This is a genomic window from Streptomyces sp. NPDC050564, from assembly GCF_044457265.1.
In the GTDB taxonomy this organism is placed as follows: Bacteria; Actinomycetota; Actinomycetes; order Streptomycetales; family Streptomycetaceae; genus Streptomyces.
This window is the reverse complement of the sequence record NZ_JBITGS010000015.1, coordinates 182,822-206,898: the sequence shown is the minus strand read 5'-3', so window position 1 is coordinate 206,898 and position 24,077 is coordinate 182,822. Positions and strand designations below refer to the sequence as shown.

General features: G+C 68.2%; 21 protein-coding genes. 4 read left to right on the top strand and 17 right to left on the bottom strand.

The genetic code is table 11. From position 1 onward, the window contains the following. Positions 1-4: 4 nt before the first annotated feature. Genes nuoL through ACIBK0_RS24675 form a run of 12 tightly spaced genes read right to left on the bottom strand, consistent with a single transcriptional unit; the run spans position 5 to position 12,718 of the window. Positions 5-1,918, bottom strand: coding sequence for an NADH-quinone oxidoreductase subunit L (gene nuoL / locus ACIBK0_RS24730; RefSeq protein WP_399083826.1), 1,914 nt, complete (start codon positions 1,916-1,918; stop codon positions 5-7). 14 nt (positions 1,919-1,932) lie between these two features. After that, complete coding sequence (gene nuoK, locus ACIBK0_RS24725; RefSeq protein ID WP_399083823.1) at positions 1,933-2,232, bottom strand: NADH-quinone oxidoreductase subunit NuoK; 300 nt, start codon at positions 2,230-2,232, stop codon at positions 1,933-1,935. Continuing rightward, positions 2,229-3,047, bottom strand: coding sequence for an NADH-quinone oxidoreductase subunit J (locus tag ACIBK0_RS24720; RefSeq protein WP_399083820.1), 819 nt, complete (start codon positions 3,045-3,047; stop codon positions 2,229-2,231). The genes nuoK and ACIBK0_RS24720 overlap by 4 nt, the downstream gene beginning before the upstream one ends. Then, complete coding sequence (gene nuoI, locus ACIBK0_RS24715) at positions 3,044-3,646, bottom strand: NADH-quinone oxidoreductase subunit NuoI (protein ID WP_399083817.1); 603 nt, start codon at positions 3,644-3,646, stop codon at positions 3,044-3,046. Before nuoI ends, ACIBK0_RS24720 begins: the two co-directional genes overlap by 4 nt. Beyond that, positions 3,639-5,012, bottom strand: a complete 1,374-nt coding sequence (nuoH, locus tag ACIBK0_RS24710; RefSeq protein ID WP_399083814.1) for an NADH-quinone oxidoreductase subunit NuoH — start codon at positions 5,010-5,012, stop codon at positions 3,639-3,641. Before nuoH ends, nuoI begins: the two co-directional genes overlap by 8 nt. Beyond that, positions 5,009-7,513 (bottom strand): NADH-quinone oxidoreductase subunit G, encoded by a 2,505-nt coding sequence (locus tag ACIBK0_RS24705; protein ID WP_399083811.1) that lies wholly within the window; start codon positions 7,511-7,513, stop codon positions 5,009-5,011. Before ACIBK0_RS24705 ends, nuoH begins: the two co-directional genes overlap by 4 nt. After that, the gene (nuoF, locus tag ACIBK0_RS24700; RefSeq protein ID WP_399083808.1) at positions 7,510-8,859 is read right to left on the bottom strand and encodes an NADH-quinone oxidoreductase subunit NuoF; all 1,350 of its coding nucleotides are present in this window, start codon (positions 8,857-8,859) and stop codon (positions 7,510-7,512) included. Before nuoF ends, ACIBK0_RS24705 begins: the two co-directional genes overlap by 4 nt. Beyond that, a complete protein-coding gene (nuoE, locus tag ACIBK0_RS24695) occupies positions 8,856-9,665 on the bottom strand; it encodes an NADH-quinone oxidoreductase subunit NuoE (protein ID WP_399083971.1) in 810 nt (269 codons plus the stop codon). Before nuoE ends, nuoF begins: the two co-directional genes overlap by 4 nt. A gap of 29 nt (positions 9,666-9,694) precedes the next feature. Further along, positions 9,695-11,035, bottom strand: coding sequence for an NADH-quinone oxidoreductase subunit D (locus tag ACIBK0_RS24690; protein ID WP_369248454.1), 1,341 nt, complete (start codon positions 11,033-11,035; stop codon positions 9,695-9,697). After that, positions 11,032-11,793: an NADH-quinone oxidoreductase subunit C gene (locus tag ACIBK0_RS24685; protein WP_399083804.1), complete on the bottom strand. Its 762-nt coding sequence runs from the start codon at positions 11,791-11,793 to the stop codon at positions 11,032-11,034. Before ACIBK0_RS24685 ends, ACIBK0_RS24690 begins: the two co-directional genes overlap by 4 nt. Beyond that, positions 11,790-12,344: an NADH-quinone oxidoreductase subunit B family protein gene (locus ACIBK0_RS24680; protein WP_003998928.1), complete on the bottom strand. Its 555-nt coding sequence runs from the start codon at positions 12,342-12,344 to the stop codon at positions 11,790-11,792. The genes ACIBK0_RS24685 and ACIBK0_RS24680 overlap by 4 nt, the downstream gene beginning before the upstream one ends. 14 nt (positions 12,345-12,358) lie before the next feature. Beyond that, positions 12,359-12,718 (bottom strand): NADH-quinone oxidoreductase subunit A, encoded by a 360-nt coding sequence (locus ACIBK0_RS24675; protein ID WP_007383963.1) that lies wholly within the window; start codon positions 12,716-12,718, stop codon positions 12,359-12,361. Between the two features lie 713 nt (positions 12,719-13,431). On the opposite strand from ACIBK0_RS24675, the gene ACIBK0_RS24670 reads away from it, so the two are divergent. Further along, positions 13,432-14,259, top strand: a complete 828-nt coding sequence (locus tag ACIBK0_RS24670; protein ID WP_399083801.1) for a C40 family peptidase — start codon at positions 13,432-13,434, stop codon at positions 14,257-14,259. A gap of 89 nt (positions 14,260-14,348) precedes the next feature. Here ACIBK0_RS24670 and ACIBK0_RS24665 read toward each other — a convergent pair whose 3' ends face one another. Further along, positions 14,349-16,157, bottom strand: coding sequence for an FAD-dependent oxidoreductase (locus ACIBK0_RS24665; RefSeq protein ID WP_399083798.1), 1,809 nt, complete (start codon positions 16,155-16,157; stop codon positions 14,349-14,351). A 92-nt stretch (positions 16,158-16,249) separates the two neighbouring features. On the opposite strand from ACIBK0_RS24665, the gene def reads away from it, so the two are divergent. Then, entirely contained in the window at positions 16,250-16,876 is a 627-nt protein-coding gene (gene def / locus ACIBK0_RS24660) for a peptide deformylase (RefSeq protein WP_399083795.1), read from the top strand. 65 nt (positions 16,877-16,941) lie between these two features. On the opposite strand, the gene ACIBK0_RS24655 is transcribed toward def, so the two are convergent. After that, entirely contained in the window at positions 16,942-18,237 is a 1,296-nt protein-coding gene (locus ACIBK0_RS24655) for a geranylgeranyl reductase family protein (protein ID WP_399083792.1), read from the bottom strand. A 99-nt stretch (positions 18,238-18,336) separates the two neighbouring features. On the opposite strand from ACIBK0_RS24655, the gene ACIBK0_RS24650 reads away from it, so the two are divergent. Continuing rightward, positions 18,337-18,843: a GNAT family N-acetyltransferase gene (locus ACIBK0_RS24650; RefSeq protein WP_399083789.1), complete on the top strand. Its 507-nt coding sequence runs from the start codon at positions 18,337-18,339 to the stop codon at positions 18,841-18,843. Positions 18,844-18,924: 81 nt separating this feature from the next. Then, positions 18,925-19,260, top strand: a complete 336-nt coding sequence (locus tag ACIBK0_RS24645) for a PASTA domain-containing protein (RefSeq protein WP_399083786.1) — start codon at positions 18,925-18,927, stop codon at positions 19,258-19,260. Positions 19,261-19,486: 226 nt separating this feature from the next. On the opposite strand, the gene ACIBK0_RS24640 is transcribed toward ACIBK0_RS24645, so the two are convergent. From ACIBK0_RS24640 to ACIBK0_RS24630, 3 genes are all read right to left on the bottom strand, one after another. Further along, on the bottom strand, positions 19,487-20,179 hold the full coding sequence (locus tag ACIBK0_RS24640; RefSeq protein ID WP_399083783.1) for a demethylmenaquinone methyltransferase: 693 nt from the start codon (positions 20,177-20,179) through the stop codon (positions 19,487-19,489). Between the two features lie 82 nt (positions 20,180-20,261). Further along, positions 20,262-21,728, bottom strand: coding sequence for an acyltransferase family protein (locus ACIBK0_RS24635; RefSeq protein WP_399083780.1), 1,467 nt, complete (start codon positions 21,726-21,728; stop codon positions 20,262-20,264). Next, a complete protein-coding gene (locus tag ACIBK0_RS24630) occupies positions 21,729-24,074 on the bottom strand; it encodes a bifunctional polysaccharide deacetylase/glycosyltransferase family 2 protein (protein ID WP_399083777.1) in 2,346 nt (781 codons plus the stop codon). It lies immediately after the preceding gene. Between the last annotated feature and the right edge of the window lie 3 nt (positions 24,075-24,077).

Sequence of the window (24,077 nt, the reverse complement as noted above, 5' to 3'; positions counted from 1 at the left end):
GGTATCAGACCGCCCTCATCAGCAGGGTCGCGGCGACGAGGATGGCCGCACCGCCGAACATCGAAACCGCGTAACTGCGCGCATAGCCGTTCTGCAGTTTGCGGAGCCGCCCGGAGAGGCCGCCCATCGAGGCCGCCGTCCCGTTGACGACCCCGTCGACCAGGGTGTGGTCGACGTACACCAGGGAGCGCGTGAGGTGCTCTCCGCCGCGCACCAGCACGACGTGATTGAAGTCGTCCTGGAGCAGGTCGCGCCGGGCGGCCCGGGTGAGCAGGGAGCCGCGCGGGGCGACGACCGGAACGGGGTTACGGCCGTACTGGGCGTACGCGATTCCGGCGCCGACGACAAGCAGCACCATGGTGGCCATCGTGACCGTGAGGGCGCTGACGGGCGAGTTGCCCTCCGAGTGGCCGGTGACCGGCTCCAGCCAGTGCAGGAAGCGATCGCCGAAGCTGAAGAAACCGCCCGCGAAGACCGATCCGAAGGCCAGCGCGATCATGGGGATCGTCATGGACTTGGGCGACTCGTGCGGGTGTGGCTCGTGACCATCCGCGTCCGGCTGCCAGCGCTTCTCCCCGAAGAAAGTCATGATCATCACGCGTGTCATGTAGTACGCGGTGATCGCGGCGCCCAGCAGGGCGGCGCCGCCGAGGATCCAGCCCTCGGTGCCGCCCTTGGCGAAGGCCGCCTCGATGATCTTGTCCTTGGAGAAGAAGCCGGACAGGCCCGGGAAGCCGATGATGGCGAGGTAGCCGAAGCCGAAGGTGACGAAGGTGACCGGCATGTACGTGCGAAGGCCCCCGTACTTGCGCATGTCGACCTCGTCGTTCATGCCGTGCATGACCGAGCCGGCGCCGAGGAACAGTCCGGCCTTGAAGAAGCCGTGCGTCACCAGGTGCATGATCGCGAAGACGTAGCCGATGGGGCCGAGGCCCGCCGCCAGCACCATGTAGCCGATCTGCGACATGGTCGAACCGGCGAGCGCCTTCTTGATGTCGTCCTTCGCGCAACCGACGATCGCACCGAAGAGGAGCGTGACGGCGCCGACCACGGTGACGACGAGCTGCGCGTCGGGCGCGGCATTGAAAATCGCGGCCGAGCGGACGATCAGATACACGCCCGCGGTCACCATGGTCGCGGCGTGGATGAGGGCCGAGACCGGGGTCGGGCCCTCCATCGCGTCCCCGAGCCAGGACTGCAGCGGTACCTGGGCGGACTTGCCGCAGGCGGCGAGCAGAAGCATCAGGCCGATGGCGGTGAGCTTGCCCTCCGTGGCGCCTCCGACCAGCCCCGGATGCTCCTCGGTGCCGAGCACCGGCCCGAAGGCGAACGTCCCGAAGGTGGTGAACATCAGCATGATCGCGATCGACAGCCCCATGTCACCGACGCGGTTGACCAGGAAGGCCTTCTTCGCGGCGGTGGCGGCGCTGGGCTTGTGCTGCCAGAAGCCGATCAGCAGATACGAGGCGAGACCGACGCCCTCCCAGCCCACGTACAGCAGGAGGTAGTTGTCGGCGAGGACGAGCAGCAGCATCGCCGCGAGGAACAGGTTCAGATAGCCGAAGAAGCGGCGCCTGCGCTCGTCGTGCTCCATGTACCCGACCGAGTACAGGTGGATCAGCGAGCCGACGCCGGTGATCAGCAGCACGAACGTCATCGACAACTGGTCGAGCTGGAAGGAGACGTCGGCCTGGAAGCTGCCGACCGAGATCCAGGTGTACAGGTGTTGGCCGATGGCCCGGTGCTCCGCGTTCTTCCCCAGCATGTCGGCGAAGAGGACCACGCCGATCACGAAGGAGGTGGCCGCGAGGGCCGTACCGATCCAGTGCCCGATGGCGTCCAGCCGCCGTCCGCCGCACAGCAGTACGGCCGCTCCGAGCAGGGGCGCCGCTACCAGCAGCGCAATCAGGTTCTCCACGATTCAGCGACCCCTTACAGCTTCATCAGGCTGGCGTCGTCGACCGAGGCCGAGTGGCGGGAACGGAAGAGCGACACGATGATCGCGAGCCCGACCACGACCTCCGCGGCGGCGACGACCATCGTGAAGAAGGCGATGACCTGGCCGTCGAGATTGCCGTGCATACGGGAGAAGGTGACGAACGCGAGATTGCAAGCGTTGAGCATGAGCTCGACGCACATGAACACCACGATCGCGTTCCGCCTGATCAGCACGCCTGTGGCGCCGACCGTGAACAACAGGGCGGCGAGATAGAGGTAGTTGACCGGGTTCACTTCGACCCCTCTCCCGAGTTCGTGCGCTCCAGGCGCTCCTCGGCCCGCTGCTCCAGGGCCTTCAGATCGCTCAGCGCCTCGGTCGACACGTCACGGATCTGTCCGCGCTCACGCAGCGTCTTGCTGACGGTCAGCTCGGACGGGGTGCCATCGGGCAGCAGGCCGGCGATGTCCACCGCGTTGTGCCGGGCGTAGACGCCGGGGGCCGGCAGCGGCGGTACGTGCTTGCCCTCCCGTACGCGCTGCTCGGACAGCTCGCGCTGGGTCTTGGCACGCTCGGTGCGCTCGCGGTGCGTGAGGACCATGGCACCGACGGCGGCCGTGATGAGCAGGGCGCCGGTGATTTCGAAGGCGAACACGTACTTCGTGAAGATGAGGGCGGCGAGCCCCTCCACATTGCCGTTCGCATTCGCCTTGCCCAGGCCGTTGAAGTCCTTGATGGACGCGTTGCCGATGCCCGCGAACAGCAGGATGCCGAAGCCGAGCCCGCACACCAGGGCCAGCCAGCGCTGGCCCTTGATGGTCTCCTTCAGGGAGTCCGCCGCGGTGACGCCGACGAGCATGACCACGAAGAGGAAGAGCATCATGATCGCGCCGGTGTAGACGACGATCTGCACGATGCCCAGGAAGTACGCGCCGTTGGCGAGATAGAACACCGCCAGGACGATCATGGTCCCGGCGAGACAGAGCGCACTGTGCACGGCCTTCTTCATGAAGACCGTGCCCAGGGCGCCGATCACGGCGACGGTGCCGAGGACCCAGAACTGGAAGGCCTCTCCGGTGGAGGTGGAGTAGGCGGCGAGCTGCGCACTCATGCCTCCACCTCCTCTCCAGCGGGCTTCTCGCCCTTGGACAAGGCCACCTGGCGATCGGTGCCGGGCGCCGCCTCCGTCACCAGGCCCCGGTAGTAGTCCTGCTCGTCCATGCCGGGGAAGATCGCGTGCGGTGTGTCGACCATGCCCTCATCGAGACCGGCGAGCAGCTGCTCCTTGGTGTAGATGAGGTTGGCGCGGCTGCTGTCGGCGAGCTCGAACTCGTTCGTCATCGTGAGCGCGCGCGTGGGGCACGCCTCGATGCACAAGCCGCAGAGAATGCAGCGGGCGTAGTTGATCTGGTAGACGCGGCCGTACCGCTCGCCCGGCGAGTAGCGCTCCTCGTCGGTGTTGTCCGCGCCCTCCACATAGATGGCGTCCGCGGGGCAGGCCCAGGCGCACAGCTCGCAGCCGACGCACTTCTCCAGGCCGTCCGGGTGGCGGTTGAGCTGGTGCCGGCCGTGGAACCGCGGGGCGGTGGTCTTCTGCTGCTCCGGGTACTGCTCGGTCAGCCGCTTCTTGAACATGGCCTTGAAGGTCACGCCGAAGCCGGCGACGGGGTTCTGGAAACCGGGCTTGGTCTCCTTCGGCTCCTCAGCCATCGGACCCCTCCTTTCCGTCACGAGATCCGTCAATCGATCCGTCACTCGCAGTATCCGACCCACCACTGACAATCAACTCCCGCTCGCGGCGCGGGCGGCGCCGCGGTACCGGCGGAAGCTCCTGTCCCGGCAGTGGCGGTACGGGGAATCCGCCCGCCATCGGGTCGAAGGCGGCGGGTTCGGCGGGCGCCTCCTCGGCACCCTGCTTGTCGCGGAAGATGTCCGCGGCGAACGAGAGCAGCAGCAGGACGAGGACGCCTCCGCCGACGTAGAGGGCGATGTCCGCGAAGTCGTAGTTCTCGTTCCTCAGCGTCCGTACCGTCGCGACGAGCATCAGCCAGACCACGGAGACCGGGATGAGGACCTTCCAGCCGAGCTTCATCAGCTGGTCGTAGCGGACGCGCGGGAGCGTGCCGCGCAGCCAGATGAAGAAGAACAGCAGCAGCTGCACCTTCACCACGAACCAGAGCATCGGCCACCAGCCGTGGTTGGCGCCCTCCCAGAAGGTGCTGATCGGCCAGGGGGCCCGCCAGCCGCCCAGGAAGAGCGTGGTCGACACGGCCGAGACCGTGACCATGTTCACGTACTCGGCGAGCATGAACATCGCGAACTTGATGGACGAGTACTCGGTGTTGAAGCCGCCGACCAGGTCGCCCTCGGACTCCGGCATGTCGAAGGGGGCGCGATTGGTCTCGCCGACCATCGTCACGATGTAGATCAGGAACGAGACCGGCAGCAGGATGATGTACCAGCGGTCGTGCTGCTGCTCGACGATCGTCGACGTCGACATCGACCCGGAGTAGAGGAACACCGAGGCGAACGCGGCGCCCATGGCGATCTCGTACGAGATCATCTGCGCGCAGGACCTCAGGCCACCGAGCAGCGGGTAGGTGGATCCAGAACTCCAACCCGCGAGCACGATCCCGTAGATGCCCACCGAGGCGACCGCGAGGATGTAGAGCAGCGCGATCGGGAGGTCGGTGAGCTGCATCGTGGTGCGCTGGCCGAAGATCGAGATCTCGTTGTCGGCCGGTCCGAAGGGGATCACCGCGATCGCCATGAAGGCCGGGATGGCCGCGACGATCGGTGCGAGGACGTAGACCACCTTGTCCGCGCGTTTGACGATGACGTCTTCCTTGAGCATCAGTTTGATGCCGTCGGCGAGCGACTGGAGCATGCCCCAGGGGCCGTGCCGGTTGGGGCCGATGCGCAGCTGCATCCAGGCGACGACCTTGCGTTCCCACACGATGGAGAACAGCACGGTCACCATCAGGAAGGCGAAACAGAAGACCGCCTTGATGACGACCAGCCACCAGGGGTCGCGGCCGAACATGGAGAGGTCTTCAGCGGCGAGGTACGGGCTCATGCCTCCACCTCCTTGGGGGCCTCGGCGGGCAGGGTCGCCGGGCCGATGCGGACGAGGGCGCCGGACAGCGCCCCGGTGTCGGAGGCGACGCCCCCTCCGGTGGAGTTCAGCGGGAGCCAGACCACGCGGTCGGGCATCTCGGTGATCTGCAGCGGAAGTTCAACCACTCCGGTGGGACCGGCCACGGCGAGGACGTCGCCGTCCTTGACACCCGCCTCGGCGGCCGTGGCCGCCGACAGCCGCGCGCGTGCTGCGTGCCGGGTCCCGGCGAGCGCTTCGTCACCCTCCTGGAGGCGGCCCTGGTCGAGCAGCAGCCGGTGCCCGGCCAGTACGGCCTCTCCGGCGGCCGGGCGCGGCAAATGCGCCGCGACCTCCAGGGGCTCGGTGGCCCGCGCACCGTCCCAGGCACCGAGCCGGTCCAGCTCCCCGCGCGCGGTGCGCAGATCCGGCAGCCCCAGGTGTACGTCCATGGCGTCGGCCAGCATCTGCAGGACGCGCGCGTCGGTGGGCGCCAGTCGGCGGGTCATCTGGTCGGGCTTGAGCGCCGACTCGAAGGAGCGGGCCCGGCCCTCCCAGTTGAGGAACGTGCCCGCCTTCTCGGCGACCGCAGCGACCGGAAGGACGACATCGGCGTGCTCGGTGACCTCGCTGGGGCGCATTTCCAGCGACACCAGGAAGCCCACTTCGGAAAGTGCCGCACGCGCGCGTGCCGGGTCGGGAAGGTCGCCGACCTCCACGCCCGCGACCACCAGGGCCCGCAGTTCGCCACCGGCGGCGGCCTCGACGATCTGACCGGTGTCGCGGCCGTAGCGGTGCGGAAGTTCGGAGACTCCCCAGGCCGCCGCGACCTCGTCCCGCGCGCGCGGATCGGTGGCCGGACGTCCGCCCGGCAGCAGCGACGGCAGCGCGCCCGCCTCGATCGCGCCCCGCTCGCCTGCCCGGCGGGGAATCCACACCATCTGGGCGCCGGTCGCGGACGCGGCCCGCGCGGCGGCGGTGAGCCCGCCCGCCACGGCCGCGAGCCGCTCTCCGACGACGATCACCGCGCCCTCGGCGCGCAGCGCCTCGGAGGCCTTGGCCCCGTCGCCCTCCAGGCCGACACCGCTCGCGAGCGCGTCCAGCCACTCGGTCTCGGTGCCGGGCGCGGCCGGCAGCAGCGTGCCACCCGCCTTCTCCAGGCCACGCGTCGCGTGCGTGGCGAGCGAGAAGGTCTTCTGTCCGTGCCCCCGCCATGCCTTGCGCAGCCGCAGGAAGACGCCGGGCGCCTCCTCCTCGGACTCGAATCCGGCGAGCAGGACGGCGGGCGCCTTCTCCAGAGAGGTGTACGTGACGCCCGTACCGTCGAGATCCCGTCCGCGTCCGGCGATCCGGGCCGCCAGGAAGTCGGCCTCCTCGGCGCTGTGCACGCGCGCGCGGAAGTCGATGTCGTTCGTGTCGAGGGCCACGCGCGCGAACTTGCTGTACGCGTAGGCGTCTTCGACGGTGAGCCGGCCACCGATGAGGACGCCGGTGCGGCCGCGGGCGCCCGACAACCCCTCGGCGGCGATCGAGAGGGCCTCCGGCCAGGAAGCGGGCACGAGTTCACCGGACTCGTCGCGAACGAGCGGCGTCTCCAGCCGGTCCCGCTGCTGCGCGTACCGGAAGGCGAACCGCCCCTTGTCGCAGAGCCACTCCTCGTTGACCTCGGGGTCGGGAGCCGCGAGCCGCCGCATGACCTTGCCGCGCCGGTGGTCGGTGCGGGTGGCACAGCCGCCGGAGCAGTGCTCGCACACGGAGTGCGAGGAGATGAGGTCGAAGGGGCGCGAGCGGAAGCGATACGCCGCCGACGTCAGCGCGCCCACCGGGCAGATCTGGATCGTGTTCCCGGAGAAGTACGACTCGAAGGGGTCGCCCTCACCGGTGCCGACCTGCTGGAGCGCGCCCCGCTCGAGCAGCTCGATCATCGGGTCGCCCGCGATCTGGTTGGAGAACCGGGTGCATCGAGCGCACAGCACACACCGCTCGCGGTCGAGCAGCACCTGGGTGGAGATCGGCACCGGCTTCTCGTACGTACGCTTCTTGCCCTCGAAGCGGGACTCGGCGTTGCCGTGCGACATCGCCTGGTTCTGCAGGGGGCACTCGCCGCCCTTGTCGCAGACGGGGCAGTCCAGCGGGTGGTTGATGAGCAGCAGCTCCATCACACCGTGCTGGGCCTTCTCGGCCACCGGGGAGGTGAGGTGAGTCTTGACGACCATCCCGTCCGTACACGTGATCGTGCAGGACGCCATCGGCTTGCGCTGGCCCTCGACCTCGACGATGCACTGGCGGCAGGCGCCGACCGGGTCGAGGAGCGGGTGGTCGCAGAAGCGGGGGATCTCGATGCCCAGTTGTTCGGCGGCCCGGATCACCAGGGTGCCCTTGGGCACGCTGATCTCCACGCCGTCGATCGTCAGCGAGACCAGATCTTCCGGCGGAACCGCCGCCTCTCCTCCACCGGAGGGAGCGCTGGTGGTCACCGTCATGCGTTCACCTCCGTGCGGTCGGCCCAAGCCGTGGACTTGGCCGGGTCAAAGGGGCAGCCGCGGCCCGTGATGTGCTGCTCGTACTCCTCGCGGAAGTACTTGAGCGAGGAGAAGATCGGCGAGGCGGCACCGTCGCCGAGGGCGCAGAAGGACTTGCCGTTGATGTTGTCGGCGATGTCGTTCAGCTTGTCGAGGTCGGACATGACGCCCTTGCCCGCCTCGATGTCGCGCAGCAACTGCACGAGCCAGTACGTGCCTTCGCGGCACGGCGTGCACTTGCCGCAGGACTCGTGGGCGTAGAACTCGGTCCAGCGGGTGACGGCGCGGACGACGCACGTCGTCTCGTCGAAGCACTGCAGGGCCTTGGTCCCGAGCATGGAACCCGCGGCACCCACTCCTTCGTAATCAAGAGGGACGTCGAGGTGCTCGTCGGTGAACATCGGCGTCGAGGAGCCGCCCGGCGTCCAGAACTTCAGCCGGTGGCCGGACCGCATCCCGCCGCTCATCTCCAGGAGTTGACGGAGTGTGATGCCGAGCGGGGCCTCGTACTGGCCGGGATTGGCGACGTGTCCGCTGAGTGAGTACAGCGTGAAGCCCGGGGACTTCTCGCTTCCCATCGACCGGAACCATTCCTTGCCTTTTTGCAGAATTGCGGGAACTGACGCGATCGACTCGACGTTATTTACAACAGTTGGGCACGCATAGAGGCCCGCGACGGCAGGGAAGGGGGGACGAAGCCGCGGTTGACCACGGCGGCCTTCGAGCGAGTCGAGCAGTGCGGTCTCCTCACCACAGATGTACGCGCCCGCGCCCGCGTGCACGGTGAGCTTGAGGTCGAGTCCGCTGCCCAGGATGTTCTCGCCGAGGTAGCCCGCCGCGTAGGCCTCACGCACGGCCTCGTGCAACCGCCGCAGTACGGGGACCACTTCACCGCGCAGATAGATGAACGCATGCGAAGACCGGATGGCATAACACGCGATCACAATGCCCTCGATGAGGCTGTGCGGGTTCGCGAAGAGGAGCGGGATGTCCTTGCAGGTTCCCGGCTCCGATTCGTCGGCGTTGACAACTAGATAGTGAGGCTTGCCATCGCCCTGGGGAATGAACTGCCATTTCATCCCCGTCGGGAATCCCGCGCCGCCGCGGCCGCGCAGTCCGGATTCCTTGACATACGCGATCAGGTCGTCCGGCGACATGGCCAGCGCCTTGCGCAGCCCCTCGTACCCCTCGTGCCTCCGGTAGACATCGAGCGTCCAGGACTCGTCCTCGTCCCAGAAGGCCGACAGCACGGGTACGAGCAGCTTCTCGGGGCTCGTCTCGTTGATCTCGGGTGCCAAGGTCATCACTCCCCCTCCTCGGCTGCAGGACCCGCCGGGTGGGACGGATCGGAGGCCGATGTGTCCTGCGGCGCGTCGTGTGAGCTCAAGTGCTCGGCAGGCGACTCGTCCTGGGGTGCCTCTCCGCCGCGCGGATGCACCACGCGCGCGGGTGCGGTCTCGCCCTTGGCCAGACGAAGGCCGATCAGGGAGGCGGGTCCCGCGCTGCCGCCCGCTTCGACGGCCCCGGCACGCTCGTCGGGGAAGCCCGCCAGGATCCGGGCGGTGTCCTTGAAGGTGCACAACGGGGCGCCGCGGGTGGGCTCGACCTGTGCTCCCGCGCGCAGGTCGTCGACGAGGCTCTTGGCGGAGTCCACGGTCTGGTTGTCGAAGAACTCCCAGTTGACCATCACGACCGGCGCGAAGTCGCAGGCCGCGTTGCACTCGATGTGCTCCAGGGTGACCTTGCCGTCGTCGGTGGTCTCGCCGTTGCCGACGCCCAAGTGGTCCTGGAGGGCCTCGAAGATCGCGTCGCCGCCCATGACCGCGCACAGGGTGTTGGTGCAGACACCCACCTGGTAGTCGCCGCTCGGCTTGCGCCGGTACATCGAGTAGAAGGTCGCGACCGCGGCGACCTCGGCCGTGGTCAGGCCGAGCATGTCAGCGCAGAACTGCTGCCCCGTGCGCGTGACATGGCCCTCCTCCGACTGCACGAGATGCAGCAACGGAAGGAGCGCCGAGCGGGAGTCCGGGTAGCGGGCGATGATCTCGCCCGCGTCCGCTTCGAGCCGGGCTCGAACGTCGTCCGGGTATTCGGGCGCGGGCAGTTGGGGCATGCCCAGGCTGACGCCCTCGGGGGTGGTGGTCACCGGTCGACGCCTCCCATCACGGGGTCGATGGACGCGACGGCGACGATGACGTCGGCGACCTGGCCGCCCTCGCACATCGCCGCCATGGCCTGCAGATTGGTGAAGGACGGGTCCCGGAAGTGGACCCGGTACGGGCGGGTGCCTCCGTCGGACACGGCGTGCACCCCGAGCTCGCCCTTGGGCGACTCGACCGCCGCGTACGCCTGTCCCGGCGGGACGCGGAAGCCCTCGGTCACCAGCTTGAAGTGGTGGATCAGGGCCTCCATGGAGGTGCCCATGATCTTCTTGATGTGGTCGAGGGAGTTGCCGAGACCGTCGGGGCCGAGCGCGAGCTGGGCGGGCCAGGCGATCTTCTTGTCGGCGACCATGACCGGGCCGGGCTGCAGCCGGTCCAGGCACTGCTCGACGATCCGCAGCGACTGGCGCATCTCCTCCAGGCGGATCAGGAAGCGCCCGTAGGAGTCGCAGGTGTCGGCGGTCGGGACGTCGAAGTCGTACGTCTCGTAGCCGCAGTACGGCTGCGTCTTGCGCAGGTCGTGCGGCAGACCGGCGGAGCGCACGATCGGGCCGGTGGCGCCGAGGGCCATGCAGCCGGCCAGGTCCAGGTAGCCGACGTCCTGCATACGGGCCTTGAAGATGGGGTTCCCGGTGGCGAGCTTGTCGTACTCGGGAAGGTTCTTCTTCATCTTCTTCACGAACTCGCGGATCTGGTCCACCGCCCCCGGGGGCAGGTCCTGGGCGAGTCCGCCGGGACGGATGTACGCGTGATTCATCCGCAGGCCGGTGATCAGCTCGTAGATGTCGAGAATGAGTTCACGATCACGGAAGCCGTAGATCATGATCGTGGTGGCGCCCAGCTCCATGCCACCGGTGGCGATGCACACCAGGTGGGAGGAGAGCCGGTTCAGCTCCATCAGGAGCACACGGATGATCGTGGCCCGGTCGGGGATCTGGTCCGTGATGCCGAGGAGTTTCTCGACCGCGAGACAGTAGGCCGTCTCGTTGAAGAACGGCGTCAGGTAGTCCATGCGCGTCACGAACGTGGTGCCCTGGGTCCACGTGCGGAACTCGAGGTTCTTCTCGATGCCGGTGTGGAGATAGCCGATGCCGCAGCGGGCCTCGGTGACCGTCTCGCCGTCGATCTCCAGGATGAGCCGGAGCACACCGTGCGTGGAGGGGTGCTGCGGCCCCATGTTGACGATGATGCGCTCGTCGTCGGACTTCGCCGCAGACTGGGCGATCTCGTCCCAGTCGCCACCGGTGACCGTATATACGGTGCCCTCGGTCGTCTCCCGGGCCGCGGCGGACGCTGCAGAAGAAGGGGTCTGCGTGCTCATGAGTACGACCTCCGCTGGTCCGGAGCCGGGATCTGGGCGCCCTTGTACTCGACGGGGATGCCGCCGAGGGGGTAGTCCTTGCGCTGCGGGAAGCCCTGCCAGTCGTCCGGCATCATGATCCGCGTCAGCGCCGGGTGACCGTCGAAGATCAGCCCGAAGAAGTCGTACGTCTCGCGCTCGTGCCAGTCGTTCGTCGGATAGACGGAGACGAGCGAGGGAACGTGCGGGTCGGCGTCGGGGGCGCTGACCTCCAGACGGATCAGCCGGTTATGGGTGATCGAGCGCAGGTGGTACACGGCGTGCAGCTCGCGGCCCTTGTCGCTGAGGTAGTGCACTCCGCTGACGCCCGTGCACAGTTCGAAGCGGAGGGCCGGGTCGTCGCGCAGGGTCTGGGCGACGCGGACCAGGTACTCGCGTTCGATGTGGAAGGTGATCTCGTCGCGGTCGACGACCGTCTTCTCGATGACGTTGTCGGGGACGAGTCCCTGTTCCTCCAGGGCGCCTTCCAGCTCGTCGGCGACCTCGTCGAACCAGCCGCCGTAGGGCCGGGCGGCCGGACCGGGCAGCCGGATGGAGCGGACAAGGCCGCCGTAGCCGGAGGTGTCGCCACCGTTGTTGGCGCCGAACATGCCGCGCTGGACGCGGATCTCCTCGCCACCCTCGCCGCGCTGGCCGGGAAGGTTCTGGGCGCCGAGGTCCTTCTCGGGGTTGACGCCGTTGCCCGACGTGTTCGCCCCGTTACCGTTCGCGTCACTCACCGCAGCAGGCCCTTCATCTCGATGGTGGGGAGCGCCTTGAGCGCCGCTTCCTCCGCCTCGCGGGCCGCCTCCTCGGCGTTCACGCCGAGCTTGGAGGTCTGGATCTTCTGATGGAGCTTGAGAATCGCGTCCATCAGCATCTCGGGCCGTGGCGGACAGCCGGGCAAATAGATGTCGACCGGGACGATGTGGTCGACGCCCTGCACAATGGCGTAATTGTTGAACATTCCACCCGATGAGGCGCAAACCCCCATGGAGATCACCCACTTGGGGTTGGGCATCTGGTCATAGACCTGCCGCAGCACCGGCGCCATCTTCTGGCTGACCCGGCCGGCCACGATCATCAGGTCCGCCTGGCGCGGTGATCCGCGGAAGACCTCCATGCCGAAGCGGGCCAGGTCGTAGCGCCCGGCGCCGGTGGTCATCATCTCGATGGCGCAGCAGGCGAGTCCGAACGTGGCGGGGAAGACGGACGCCTTGCGCACCCAGCCCGCGGCCTGCTCGACGGTGGTCAGCAGGAATCCGCTCGGCAGTTTTTCTTCGAGTCCCATGTCTTAAAGGCCCCTCAGTCCCATTCCAGGCCGCCGCGCCGCCATACGTACGCGTACGCGACGAAGACGGTGAGCACGAAGAGCAGCATCTCCACGAGCCCGAAAACACCCAGGGCGTCGAAGGTGACGGCCCAGGGGTAGAGGAAGACGATCTCGATGTCGAAGACGATGAAGAGCATCGCCGTCAGGTAGTACTTGATGGGGAAGCGCCCGCCGCCGGCCGGCGTGGGGGTCGGCTCGATACCGCACTCGTAGGCCTCGAGCTTGGCGCGGTTGTACCGCTTCGGACCGATCAGCGTGGCCATGACCACGGAGAAGATCGCAAAGCCTGCCCCGAGGGCTCCCAGTACGAGGATCGGCGCATACGCGTTCACGCTCCTCGCTCCTCTCAGTCGGCACTGACTGCTGGCGGTTGCGTCGGGCGAGCACTTCTGCCCCACGTGTCCCACGAGCCCCGTGCGTCCCGGCGAAGATCGCGAACATGTGAAGCAGGTCACAAGCCCAACTGCCTCGCATCTTATGCCCGGCGGTCTGTGATCTGCGACACGGGGTATTACACAAGCTTTGTGATCTCCACCACCTGACGAACGATCATGAAGTCGGATGAGCGGTGATCTTCATACGCGAAGCGTCCGGGCGATCACCAGAGGTGACATTTCCGCTCGTCGCCGCAGGTCCGGGCGGCGTCTCCATATCAAGAGGGTTCCGCTGCATGCAAATTGGTGCTGGACGTGGCGCCTTGATAGAGGACCGCATTCACACCTCAGAGGGAGGCGTGTGGACGGGTGTGGACGCGTGCACACGTTCACGAGCGGAGAGGGCGGGGACTCCCGCGCGAGACGCCACCTTCGCGGTGACCGTTCCGTGACCTGCGCCACATCTACCTATGGGTCAGATAGGCGGGGCTTGGCCATCCGTTCCCACCAGTGGTAGGTGGCGGGCAATTCGGACGTAATACGGAAAGCCCTTGATCACGGCCTTGATGGGCCGTGTCCGCAATGCCCGTTACGGCGTCAATAAAGAGTGACGCGGGGCAAATTCGACCGGGGATTGAACAACTGTGGCGCACCACACGTTTCTTGAAGGTATGGAGGAGCCCCTGGTACCGCTTGTACCCATGTCCCACACCGCTCACATACGAAGCCACCGGAAGCCCCGTCGCAATGCGTCGTCGCTCGCGATGCGCGCCGGAGTTGCCGGTGGCGTTCTCAGCACCCTGGCAGTGGCCGGTGCGTCGGGTGCGGCGAACGCTGCCGAATCCACGACGCAGACTCTCGAACTGCCCACCCTGACGGCCGACCTGGCCACCCAGGTCGCCCAGTCGGCGGACGCCACGCAGCAGGCCGCGGCCAACTACGAGCTGCAGGCGGAGCGTGACGCGGCCGCCGCCAAGGCCGCCAAGCAGGCCAAGGCCGACCTCGCCGAGGCCAAGAAGAAGGCGGAGGCCAAGAAGAAGGCCGAGGCCGCTCGCAAGGCCGCCGCCGCCCAGGCCGCCTCGCGCTCCTCGGAGCGGACCACCCTGTCCGCCTCCACGAGCTCGAACGTCTCCGCTCCGGCCAGCGGCAGTGTCGCGACCGTCATCGCCTTCCTCAAGGCCCAGGTCGGCGACGCCTACGTCATGGGTGGCACCGGCCCCAACGCGTGGGACTGCTCCGGTCTCGTGCAGGCCGCGTTCAAGCAGGTCGGCGTCGATCTGCCGCGCGTCTCGCAGGACCAGTCGACGGCCGGTACGCCGGTCTCGCTGTCCAACGTCCAGGTCGGCGACATCCTGTACTGGGGTTCGGCCGGTTCGGCGTACCACGTGGGTGTGTACATCGGTAACGGGCAGTACCTGGACGCCGCCAACCCCTCCAAGGGTGTGGTGATTCAGGACCTTTCGGGCTACCCGGCGACGGGTGCGGTGCGGGTCCTTTAAGGCGCACGAGCAACACGGCCTGAGGGTCGCCGCCTCGGGGGCGACCCTTTCGCCGCATCCAGGGTGAATTGCCCTGGTACGAACTCGCTCTATCCGAGGTCGAATGTGTTGGGCAGGCCCAGCTTGTAGCGGAGTTCGTCCACGCGCTTGAGGGGCTCCATCTCCGGCGGCCGGTACAGCTCCCAGATCTCACAGCGCTCTGCGCCCGAATTGTCCGCATCCAGGAGTGCATTGACGGCCCGGCGTGCGGACTCGTTGGCGCCTTCCATGGTGGCCAGGTCCACGTCGGTGCGGACGTAGTCGCCCGCGAGGAAGAAGTTCGGCACCGCCGTGCGGGCGGACGGACGGTTGTAGAGGGTTCCCGTCGGGTGGATGAGGAGCGGCTCCCGGTTCTGCGGGTCCGGGCCGCCGAGCCCCGTCACCGCCGGGTCCATGAACCAGCCGAGCCGGTCGGCGTCCGTGAGCGTCGTCTTCCCGGAGTCGTTGAGGCCGTCCTTCAGCTGCGCCCAGGTCTCGGCGACGATCTCCTCCTTGGTGCACTCACGGGCCGTCTTGCCGTAGAGGATCCCCGGCTTGTCCCACTCCGAGACGATGGCCGAGAGGCAGTCGTGGGCGCTGCCGTCTCCGTAATCGGCCGAAAAGTCACGTACGTCCCAGAATTGGGCCTGGCCGATGCCTGTCACCGACCACGGTGAGTCGAGGCAGTTGATGTGTCCGTGCACCACGGGCGTCGGCGTGCGCAGATAGAACTGGATGCCCACCATCCAGTCCGTCTTCAGAGCATCGCACTTGGCCAGCTGCGGGTCGGCGGCACGCAGGGCCGGGCCCCAGGTCCCTCGCGCATGCTCCACCGGCATCGCCGAGACATAGTGGTCGGCGGTGATCGTGCGTTCCTGGCTTCCGTCGGGAGCCGAGACGCGTACACCGGTGACCCGTCCGCCCGCGTACAGGACCTCCCGCACTTGGGTTCGCATGACGAACTCCACGCCCAGCGAGCGCAGATATGCCTCCCACGGAGCGATCCACGCCTCGCTCGTCGGGGCGTTGAGGACGCGGTCGACGTCGGCGTCGCCGTCCATGCCGCGGCCGAGCAGACCCCACAGCAGCAGCGCCTCGATGATGACGCGGCCGACGGTGCGCGTGGAGGCGACCTCGGCGCGGGTGGCGACGAGGTTGCGGGTCTGGCCGATGCCGAGGAGCGTCCGGTACTCCTCGCTCATCTTCTCGGCGCGGATGAAGTCCCACCAGGAGGTCTTCTCCCACTGGTCCTCGCGGCGTGCGTCGCAGCTGGTGAGGTGGACGAGGAGGCGGTCGGCGAAGTACGCGGCCTCGTGGGCGGGCAGCCGCGTCCCCAGGTCCAGGACGGACAGGAGCTGGTCGCGGATCCAGGACGGGGTGACGTCGCCGGGCGCGGGCGGAGTGGTCACCCTCCGCAGCGGGAAGTGCAGATCGGGGCGGCCGGCTTCGCGGGCGAACAGGGCCTCGGTGCCGCCGCGGAGGTTGTCGTGGACGCCGTTCGCGTTACCGGGGAAGGGGATCCGGCGCATCACATTCGGGAGGTTCCGGTAGAAACCGGGGAAGAACCGGAAGCCGTGTTCGCCGGGCAGTGGCTTGCGGCCGCCGCCGGCCGTTCCGGGGACGTCCATCGACCGGGCCTTGCCGCCGAGGACGTCGTAGTACTCGTAGACGGTCACCGCGTAGCCCCGCTCGACGAGTTCATGGGCGGCGCTGAGGCCGGAGACACCGCCCCCGAGGACGGCGACACGCTTGCCTGAGGCGGCGCTCGCGCTCCCGGGCCATAAGGCGACGGCGCCGAGGGCGCCTCCGGCACCGGCCAGGAAGCGTCTGCGTGAGTGTCCGATGTGCTCCTGGGACTGTTCCGAGTGTTCTGTTGTCATGAGTACGGGAGGGTAGGGAGCGGCGCCGGAGGCCGGAAGGCCGCCGCCCGGCCACCCACAGCATCCACACACCGACCGAAGGAGAACCAGCCATGCCCCGTGTGTTCGTCCAGGGAAAGCCCGTCACGTCCTACCCCCGGTTGACGCCGGACGCCGCTCGCGGATCGGTGCGGCGGATCACCGAGGTGGGGGAAGAGGTGTTGCACAAGGCGTGCCGGGACGTGACCGAGTTCGGTCCCGACCTCGCCGCGCTCATCGACGACATGTTCCTGACGATGTACGTCGCCGACGGGGCCGGGCTCGCGGCCAATCAAGTGGGCGTCGACCTGCGGCTGTTCGTGTACGACTGCCCGGACGACGATGGGGTTCGGCACGTCGGCCACATCGCCAATCCGGTCCTGGACCAGCTCGACCCGGCCGGCCGACGCCTCCTCGACGAGGGCGAGGGGTGTCTGTCCGTACCGGGCGCCGTGATGGACGTGCCCCGCCCCGATCGCGCTGTCGTACGCGGCGTCGACCGGGACGGGAACGCCCTGGTCATCGAGGGCACCGGGTACTTCGCCCGCTGTCTCCAGCACGAGACCGACCACGTCAACGGTCGCGTCTACCTGGACCGGCTCTCCACGCGGGAGCGGAAGGACGCCTTGCGGCAGGTGGCCGATCGGCGCGAGCGGGTGCTCGCCCGCCGCGCCGTCAAGGAAGCCGAACTCAGCCGGTAGCCCGCGGAGCTACGCCTTCGGAGCCACCTTGGTAAGGCCGAGTCAGAGGTGGCCGCCTTGAATGATCAAGCTTTCGGAGCCACCTTCGACAGGCCGTTGATGATGCGGTCCATCGCGTCGCCGCCCGTCGGGTCCGTCAGGTTCGCGAGCATCTTCAGCGTGAACTTCATCAGCAGGGGGTGGGTCAGGCCGCGCTGGGCGGCGATCTTCATGACCTTCGGGTTGCCGATGAGCTTCACGAAGGCGCGGCCGAGGGTGTAGTAGCCGCCGTAGGTGTCCTTGAGGACCCGCGGGTAGCGCTGCAGGGCCAGTTCGCGCTGGCCGGGGGTGGCGCGCGCATGGGCCTGGACGATGACGTCGGCGGCGATCTGGCCGGACTCCATGGCGTAGGCGATGCCCTCGCCGTTGAAGGGGTTCACCAGACCGCCGGCGTCGCCGACCAGCAACAGCCCCTTCGTGTAGTGCGGTTGGCGGTTGAAGGCCATGGGGAGGGCGGCGCCGCGGATCGGGCCGGTCATGTTCTCGGGGGTGTAACCCCAGTCTTCCGGCATGGACGCGCACCACGCCTTCAGGACTTCCCGCCAGTCCAGCTCCTTGAAGGAGTCGGAGGTGTTGAGCACACCGAGGCCGACGTTCGACGTGCCGTCGCCCATGCCGAAGATCCAGCCGTAGCCGGGCAGAAGACGGTCCTCGGCACCGCGCCGGTCCCACAGCTCCAGCCAGGACTCCAGGTAGTCGTCCTCGTGACGCGGGGAGGTGAAGTACGTACGGACCGCGACGCCCATCGGGCGGTCCTCGCGGCGGTGCAGGCCCATCGCCAGGGACAGCCGGGTGGAGTTGCCGTCCGCGGCGACGACCAGCGGCGCGTGGAAGGTGACCTCGCGCTTCTCACCGGCGTCACCGAGCTTGGCGTGGACGCCGGTGATGCGGCCGGTGCGGTCGTCGATGATCGGGGCGCCGACGTTGCAGCGCTCGTACAACCGCGCGCCCGCCTTCTGTGCCTGCCGCGCCAACTGCTCGTCGAAGTCGTCCCGCTTGCGTACGAGGCCGTAGTCGGGGAAGGAGGCGAGATCCGGCCAGTCCAGCTGGAGGCGGACGCCGCCGCCGATGATGCGCAGGCCCTTGTTCCGCAGCCAGCCGGCCTCCTCCGAGATGTCGATGCCCATCGAGACGAGCTGCTTGGTGGCGCGCGGGGTCAGCCCGTCACCGCAGACCTTCTCGCGTGGGAACGCGGTCTTCTCGAGGAGCAGGACGTCCAGTCCCGCCTTCGCCAGGTAGTACGCGGTGGTGGAACCGGCTGGCCCGGCCCCGACGACGATGACATCGGCGGTGTTTTCGGAGAGGGGCTGGGGCTCGGTCACGGCGGGTTCTCCCCAAGATGCGAAATCAACGTGCCGACGGGCACTGGACATGGGCAGTCTATGCAGCGGTACTGATCACCTGGTTGAAGGGCTGCCCCCGTGAACCGAGCTCTGCCCGACGTACAGCTCCGTGTCCCCACCGACGAGGACGCCTTCGCCTGGCACCGAGTCTTCGCCGACCCGGAAGTCATGGAGTTCCACGGAGGCCGGGCGGCCGAGCTGTCCGTGTACGAGGAGCTCACCGCGCGGCAGCGGCGGCACGACGCGGAGCTCGGGTTCTGTCTGTGGACGATGGTCGACTCCGACGGCGAGGTGCTCGGTTTCACGGGCGCGCAGCCGTGGCCGAAGGAATGGGGCCCCACGGGCGAGATCGAGATCGGCTGGCGGCTCGGGCGGGCGCACTGGGGCAAGGGGTACGCGACGGCGGCCGGGCTCGCCACCCTGGACAGGGTGCGCGCGGCGGGCGTCTCCCAGGTCGTCGCCATGGTCAGAGCCGACAACGAGCGGTCCATCGCCGTGACCCGGCGCCTCGGCATGGAACTGGCCGAGCACTTCCCGCACCCGACGCTGGAGCAGCCCGCGCACTGCTACCGACTGGCCCTCTGACGGCTTCCGGCAAGCCACCCGACGGCTTCCGGAATGGCCCGGGCCCGGCTTACCCTGCCGGTACCGCTGGGGGTGACGTCTGTGCGCATAACACCCAAGACACCCGAAGTGCGCGTACCGCGGCTCGTGGGCCTGATGGCCGTGGACGCGCGTGAGACGGCCGAGGCGCGAGGTGTGATGCTCGCCGCGCCCGACCGGCCCGACTTCCATCTCACGGTCGTCGACTACGTCGTACGCCAATATCCCCTGCCCGGCGTCGAGATCCCGCGCGGTGCCGTGGTCACGGTGTGGTTCGACCTCGGTGACTCCGATGGCGGTGGCGCGGGGGTGCGCGAGCCACGGCTGCCGCGGCCGCCGTCGGGCGGGATGCGCCGCGAGCTCGACGAGCCGGGCGACCCGTTCGAGGTTCTCAGGTGATCGGTGCCGGGTGTGCAGGTGCTGGGCCCCGGTCAGGCCGTGAAGGGCCGCACGGCTGGGGCGCCGCACGGCCTTGAAGCACCCGTACGGGTTGAGGCGCCGCACGTCCTGAAGCCTCCGCACCGATTGAGGCGCCGCACGATTCGAGAGGCCGCACGGCTCCGGCTCGAGACGGCTCCGGCATGGAAGCGCCTCAGGCCTTGAAAGGCCGCACGGCTGACGCGCTTCAGGCCTTGAAGCCCCGGTGCAGCGCCACGACCCCGCCCGTCAGGTTCCGCCAGGCCACCTTCGACCAGCCGGCCTTGCGCAGCCGCTCGGCGAGCTCGGGCTGGTTCGGCCAGGCGCGGATGGACTCGGCGAGATAGACGTACGCCTCGGGGTTGGAGGAGACCGCGCGGGCGACCGGCGGCAGCGCGCGCATGAGGTACTCGGTGTACACCGTGCGGAACGGCGCCCAGGTGGGGTGCGAGAACTCGCAGATCACGACGCGACCGCCGGGCTTGGTCACCCGGTACAGCTCGCTCAGCGCGGCGTCGGTGTCCTGCACGTTGCGCAGTCCGAAGGAGATCGTGACCGCGTCGAAGGTGTCGTCCTTGAAGGGCAGCTTCGTCGCGTCGCCCGCGGTCAGGGGCAGCCAGGGGTGGTTCTTCTTGCCGACCCGCAGCATGCCGAGGGAGAAGTCGCAGGGCACGACGTACGCGCCCGTGCGGGCGAAGGGCAGGGACGAGGTCGCGGTACCGGCCGCCAGGTCGAGGATCTTCTGCGCGGGCCGCGCGGCGACCGCCTTCGCGACCTCCTTGCGCCATCGCCGGTCCTGGCCGAGGGACAGCACATCATTCGTGAGGTCGTACCGTTCCGCCACGTTGTCGAACATCGAGGCGACTTCGTGCGGCTGCTTGTCCAGGGATGCGCGGGTCACGAACCCATTGTGGCAGTACGGACCGGACGACTCTCCAGCGCCCGGCCCGTACGCCGGTCTCACACAACCCCGCGGGGCGTACTCAAGGCAGCAGCTTCGGCTTCTTCTTCGCGGCCACGTCCTCGACCCACCCGACGAGCGGGATGGCGACCCAGATCAGCACCCAGCCGATGCCGAACATGAACCACTGGCTCTCCAGCGGCAGCCACTTCTCGAAGGCGGGCACCTTCCAGAACTGGTCGATCAGCGGGACGGCGAGCACCAACGCGATCTCGTGCCAGAGGTAGATCGTCACCGCCCGCCCGTTGAAGATCGTCACGATACGGTCGAGCCGCTTGAAGCGGGCGAGCCAGGCGAAGTCGACGTCGTAGTACGCCTTGAAGTACATCAGCGGCGTCACGAAGCCTGCCGACCAGAAGGTCTGGGCGAGCGGCACCTCGTCCAGGTCGTACGTGCCGAACTCCGCCTGGTGCCCGAAGGCGTACCAGCCGCCGTACGCCAGCAGGGCCCCCGACGCCAGGATCACCAGGGCCGGTTTCATCCGCTGGAGCACGCCCTCGCGGTGCGCGAAGCCGACCAGCCAGCAGAACAGGAAGGTGGCGAAGTCCGTGAGACCGCTGCCGAAGCGGTTGTACGGCGGCTGCCAGCCGTACTGGAAGACCACGATCGGGACGAGGGAGAGGAGCAGGAGCGGAATCGGGGCCTTGCGGAAGACCTTCAGGAGCAGCGGGGACAGCAGGACGAACCAGAGGTACGTCCGCAGGTACCAGAGGATCTCCCAGGCCTGGACGCCCCACTGATTACCCGGCGGGTCGCCGACCGGCACGATCCAGAAGACGATCTGCCAGCCCGGCATCCAGTCGTGGATCAGCATCGCCAGCACGACGAAGAATCCCCAGAACCAGAAGGGCGGCAGCAGTCGTCGCATCCGGCTCTTGACCACCTTGAACGCGGGGCGCTCCAGGGACTTGGCCATCAGCGAGCCGGCGAGCGCGAACATCACGCCCATGGAAGGGAAGACCATGCCGGCCCAGGCCCAGCCGAAGGTGTGGTAGGCCACGACGCGGATCAGCGCGACGGCGCGCAGCGTGTCGAAGTAGCGGTCGCGGCCGGCCGCCGGCTTCACCTTCGGCGCGGGCTCCTCCGGAGGGGAGACCGGCTGCTCCCCGGCCTCAGGGCTCGACTCCGGTTCCAGAGCACCCGGCGCTGTCGGCTGTGCCCACCCTCCCCCGATCTCTCGGCTTCGCTCGACCGCGGGGGACCCCCATCGCCCCGCGGGACGACTGCCCTCAGTCGCGACAGCCTCAGGCTCCACCGTCGGAAGGGGCGTCGTGTCGCTCGCGTACCCCTGCCCGTAGTCGGCGTACGTCTGCTGCCCGTACTGGGAGTACCCCTGGGCATACTGCTGAGGCTGTTGCCCGTAGCCGTACGGATCGGGCTGTTGCCCGTACCCATAGACGTAGCCCTGCTGCCCCTGCTGCCCCTGCTGCCCTTGTTGCCCCTGCCCCCGCTGCCCCGTTTGTTCCGGTTGTTCCGCACCCCAGCTCATCTAGCTCACTCCTGCCGGAGTTCCGACCTCACCCGTGCGCTTGAGCTTCTGCCAGCGGAGGCGGCCGCCGGTCAGGGCCGTGACGCAGGAGTGGATCAGAACCAGGTACATCATCTGGCGGTACGCGAGTTGCTGCAGCGGCAGCATCGCGAGGTATCGGTACTTCTCCCGGTCGAGTCGGAACGCGTAGGCCGCGCAGACGAGTTGGACGGCGAGGACGGCCAGCCAGGCGAGCAGTGCCGCCTTGAAGTCCACGAAGATCATCGAGTAGACGGTGAACACGTCGATGAGCGGCGCGAAGACCGGCGTGACGATCTGGAAGAGCACGACCAGGGGCATGCCCACGCGGCCGAAGCGACCCGAAGAGCCCTTGTCCGTCAGGGACTTGCGGTGCTTCCACAGCGCCTGCATGGTGCCGTAGGACCAGCGGTGGCGCTGCGACCACAGCTGCTTCAGGGAGCCCGGCGCCTCCGTCCAGGCCTTGGCGTGCTCCTGGTAGACGACCCGCCGGCCCGCGCGGTGCATGGCGATCGTGATGTCCGTGTCCTCGGCGAGCGTGTCCTCGCTCATACCGCCGACCTCCAGCACCGCGTCCCGGCGGAACGCGCCGATCGCGCCCGGAATGGTGGGCATGCAGCGGAGCAGGTCGTACATGCGGCGGTCGAGGTTGAAGCCCATCACGTACTCGATGTGCTGCCAGGCGCCGATCATGGTGTTGCGGTTGCCGACCTTGGCGTTGCCCGCGACCGCGCCGATCTCCGGGTCCGCGAAGGGCTGCACGAGCTGATGCACGGCGTCGGGTTCGAAGACGGTGTCGCCGTCCATCATCACGACGATGTCGTAACTCGCGTTGCACACGCCGTTGTTGAGGGCGGCGGGCTTGCCCGCGTTCTCCTGCCGGATGACGCGGACATTCGGCATGCCGAGCGATCCGGCGATCTCGGACGTGTTGTCCTCGGAACCGTCGTCGACGACGATGATCTCGATCGGATGGGTGCTCCTCGCCAGCGACTTCAGGGTGTTGGCGATGCACTCCTTCTCGTTGTACGCGGGCACGATCACGGTCACCGGCCGGGTGACCGTCGGCCCCCAGCTGAACTTCCCGCCCCTGCCACGCTTTCTGTTGCGCTGTCTGTAGTGGCGGCGGGCGAGGATCAGCATCATCCCGAACCGGCCCATCACAGCGACACCGACGACGATCAGGAAGTAGGACAGCACCGGTACGACCCACTCGGCGACCGCGACCGCCCAGATGAGGGCCTTGCCCTCGTAGAGGGTGGCGCCGGTGGCCTTGCTGTGGGCGGCCTGCTCGACGCGGACCGTGCCGGCCGCGCTCGTGCCGCGCCCCTGTTTGGGCCCGCCGGTCGGCTGCGCACCGCCGGGCTGCTGTCCGGAACCGGTGGCCTGCCCGGAGGGCTGCCCGGCGGCACCCGCCTGCTGGGCGTTCTGCTGCCGGCTCTGGTTGTCGGCCTTGGCCATCGCACCGCTGACGGTGGTGAAGGTGTAGCCCTTCGCCTTCACCTTCTTGATGTACGTGCCGAGCGCCGTGACCGTCTCCGAACGGTCGCCGCCCGCGTCGTGCATGAGGACGATGGCGCCCTTGTTCTTCTTCGGCGTCGCCCACTGGACGATCTTCGAGACGCCGGGCTTCTTCCAGTCGTCGCTGTCGGTGTCGACGAAGACGCTGGTGTAGCCCAGGTTGCCGATCTGCTGGTAGACCGGCCAGCTGTAGTTGTCGACGGCGTTGATCTCCGACGAGTACGGGGCGCGGAACAGCGTGGTCTGGATCCCCGCGGCGCCCGCGAGCGCGAGCTGCGTCTGCTTGAGTTCGCGCTGGAGCCGCGCAGTGCTCTGGTAGGAGAGGTCGACGTGCGTGAAGGTGTGGATGCCGACCTCGTTGCCCTGCTCCACCAGGTCCTTCACCACGCCGGGGTAGCGCGAGACCATCGAGCCGACCATGAAGAAAGTGCCCTCGACGTCGTTGTCCTCGAGGACCTTGAGGACCTGGGGCGTCCAGGTCGCCGTCGGCCCGTCGTCGAAGGTGAGCACGATGGTCTTGTTCGGCACGGACTCGGTCTTCGCGGTGCCGTTGTTGAACGTCAGGAGGGGGCCGCCGTCAAGGATCTTCTGGGGGACCTTGTCGTAGGCCGCGCCGTCGCGCACGCGCGAGTCGTTGCCGATCTCGGAGCGCAGGTAGCCGTCGAGCAGCATCACGCTGACGAGCGCCAGCAGGAGCAGCAGGGCGAGGATGACGCGCGGTTTCTGCAGCGCCGCGGCCTTGCCGGCCGCCCGCTCCATCTTGGAGGGGGCACGCCGACGGCCGCGCGAGGGCGTGGTCGAAGTCATGGG

Coding starts and splice junctions, on each gene's coding strand:
- ACIBK0_RS24720 (WP_399083820.1), bottom strand. CDS start 3,047: ATGAGTGCGCAGCTCGCCGCCTACTCCACCTCCACCGGAGAGGCCTTC.
- nuoE (WP_399083971.1), bottom strand. CDS start 9,665: ATGCCCCAACTGCCCGCGCCCGAATACCCGGACGACGTTCGAGCCCGG.
- ACIBK0_RS24670 (WP_399083801.1), top strand. CDS start 13,432: ATGGAGGAGCCCCTGGTACCGCTTGTACCCATGTCCCACACCGCTCAC.
- ACIBK0_RS24630 (WP_399083777.1), bottom strand. CDS start 24,074: ATGACTTCGACCACGCCCTCGCGCGGCCGTCGGCGTGCCCCCTCCAAG.
- ACIBK0_RS24680 (WP_003998928.1), bottom strand. CDS start 12,344: ATGGGACTCGAAGAAAAACTGCCGAGCGGATTCCTGCTGACCACCGTC.
- ACIBK0_RS24665 (WP_399083798.1), bottom strand. CDS start 16,157: ATGACAACAGAACACTCGGAACAGTCCCAGGAGCACATCGGACACTCA.
- ACIBK0_RS24635 (WP_399083780.1), bottom strand. CDS start 21,728: ATGAGCTGGGGTGCGGAACAACCGGAACAAACGGGGCAGCGGGGGCAG.
- ACIBK0_RS24705 (WP_399083811.1), bottom strand. CDS start 7,513: ATGACGGTGACCACCAGCGCTCCCTCCGGTGGAGGAGAGGCGGCGGTT.
- ACIBK0_RS24690 (WP_369248454.1), bottom strand. CDS start 11,035: ATGAGCACGCAGACCCCTTCTTCTGCAGCGTCCGCCGCGGCCCGGGAG.
- def (WP_399083795.1), top strand. CDS start 16,250: ATGCCCCGTGTGTTCGTCCAGGGAAAGCCCGTCACGTCCTACCCCCGG.
- nuoH (WP_399083814.1), bottom strand. CDS start 5,012: ATGAGCCCGTACCTCGCCGCTGAAGACCTCTCCATGTTCGGCCGCGAC.
- nuoI (WP_399083817.1), bottom strand. CDS start 3,646: ATGGCTGAGGAGCCGAAGGAGACCAAGCCCGGTTTCCAGAACCCCGTC.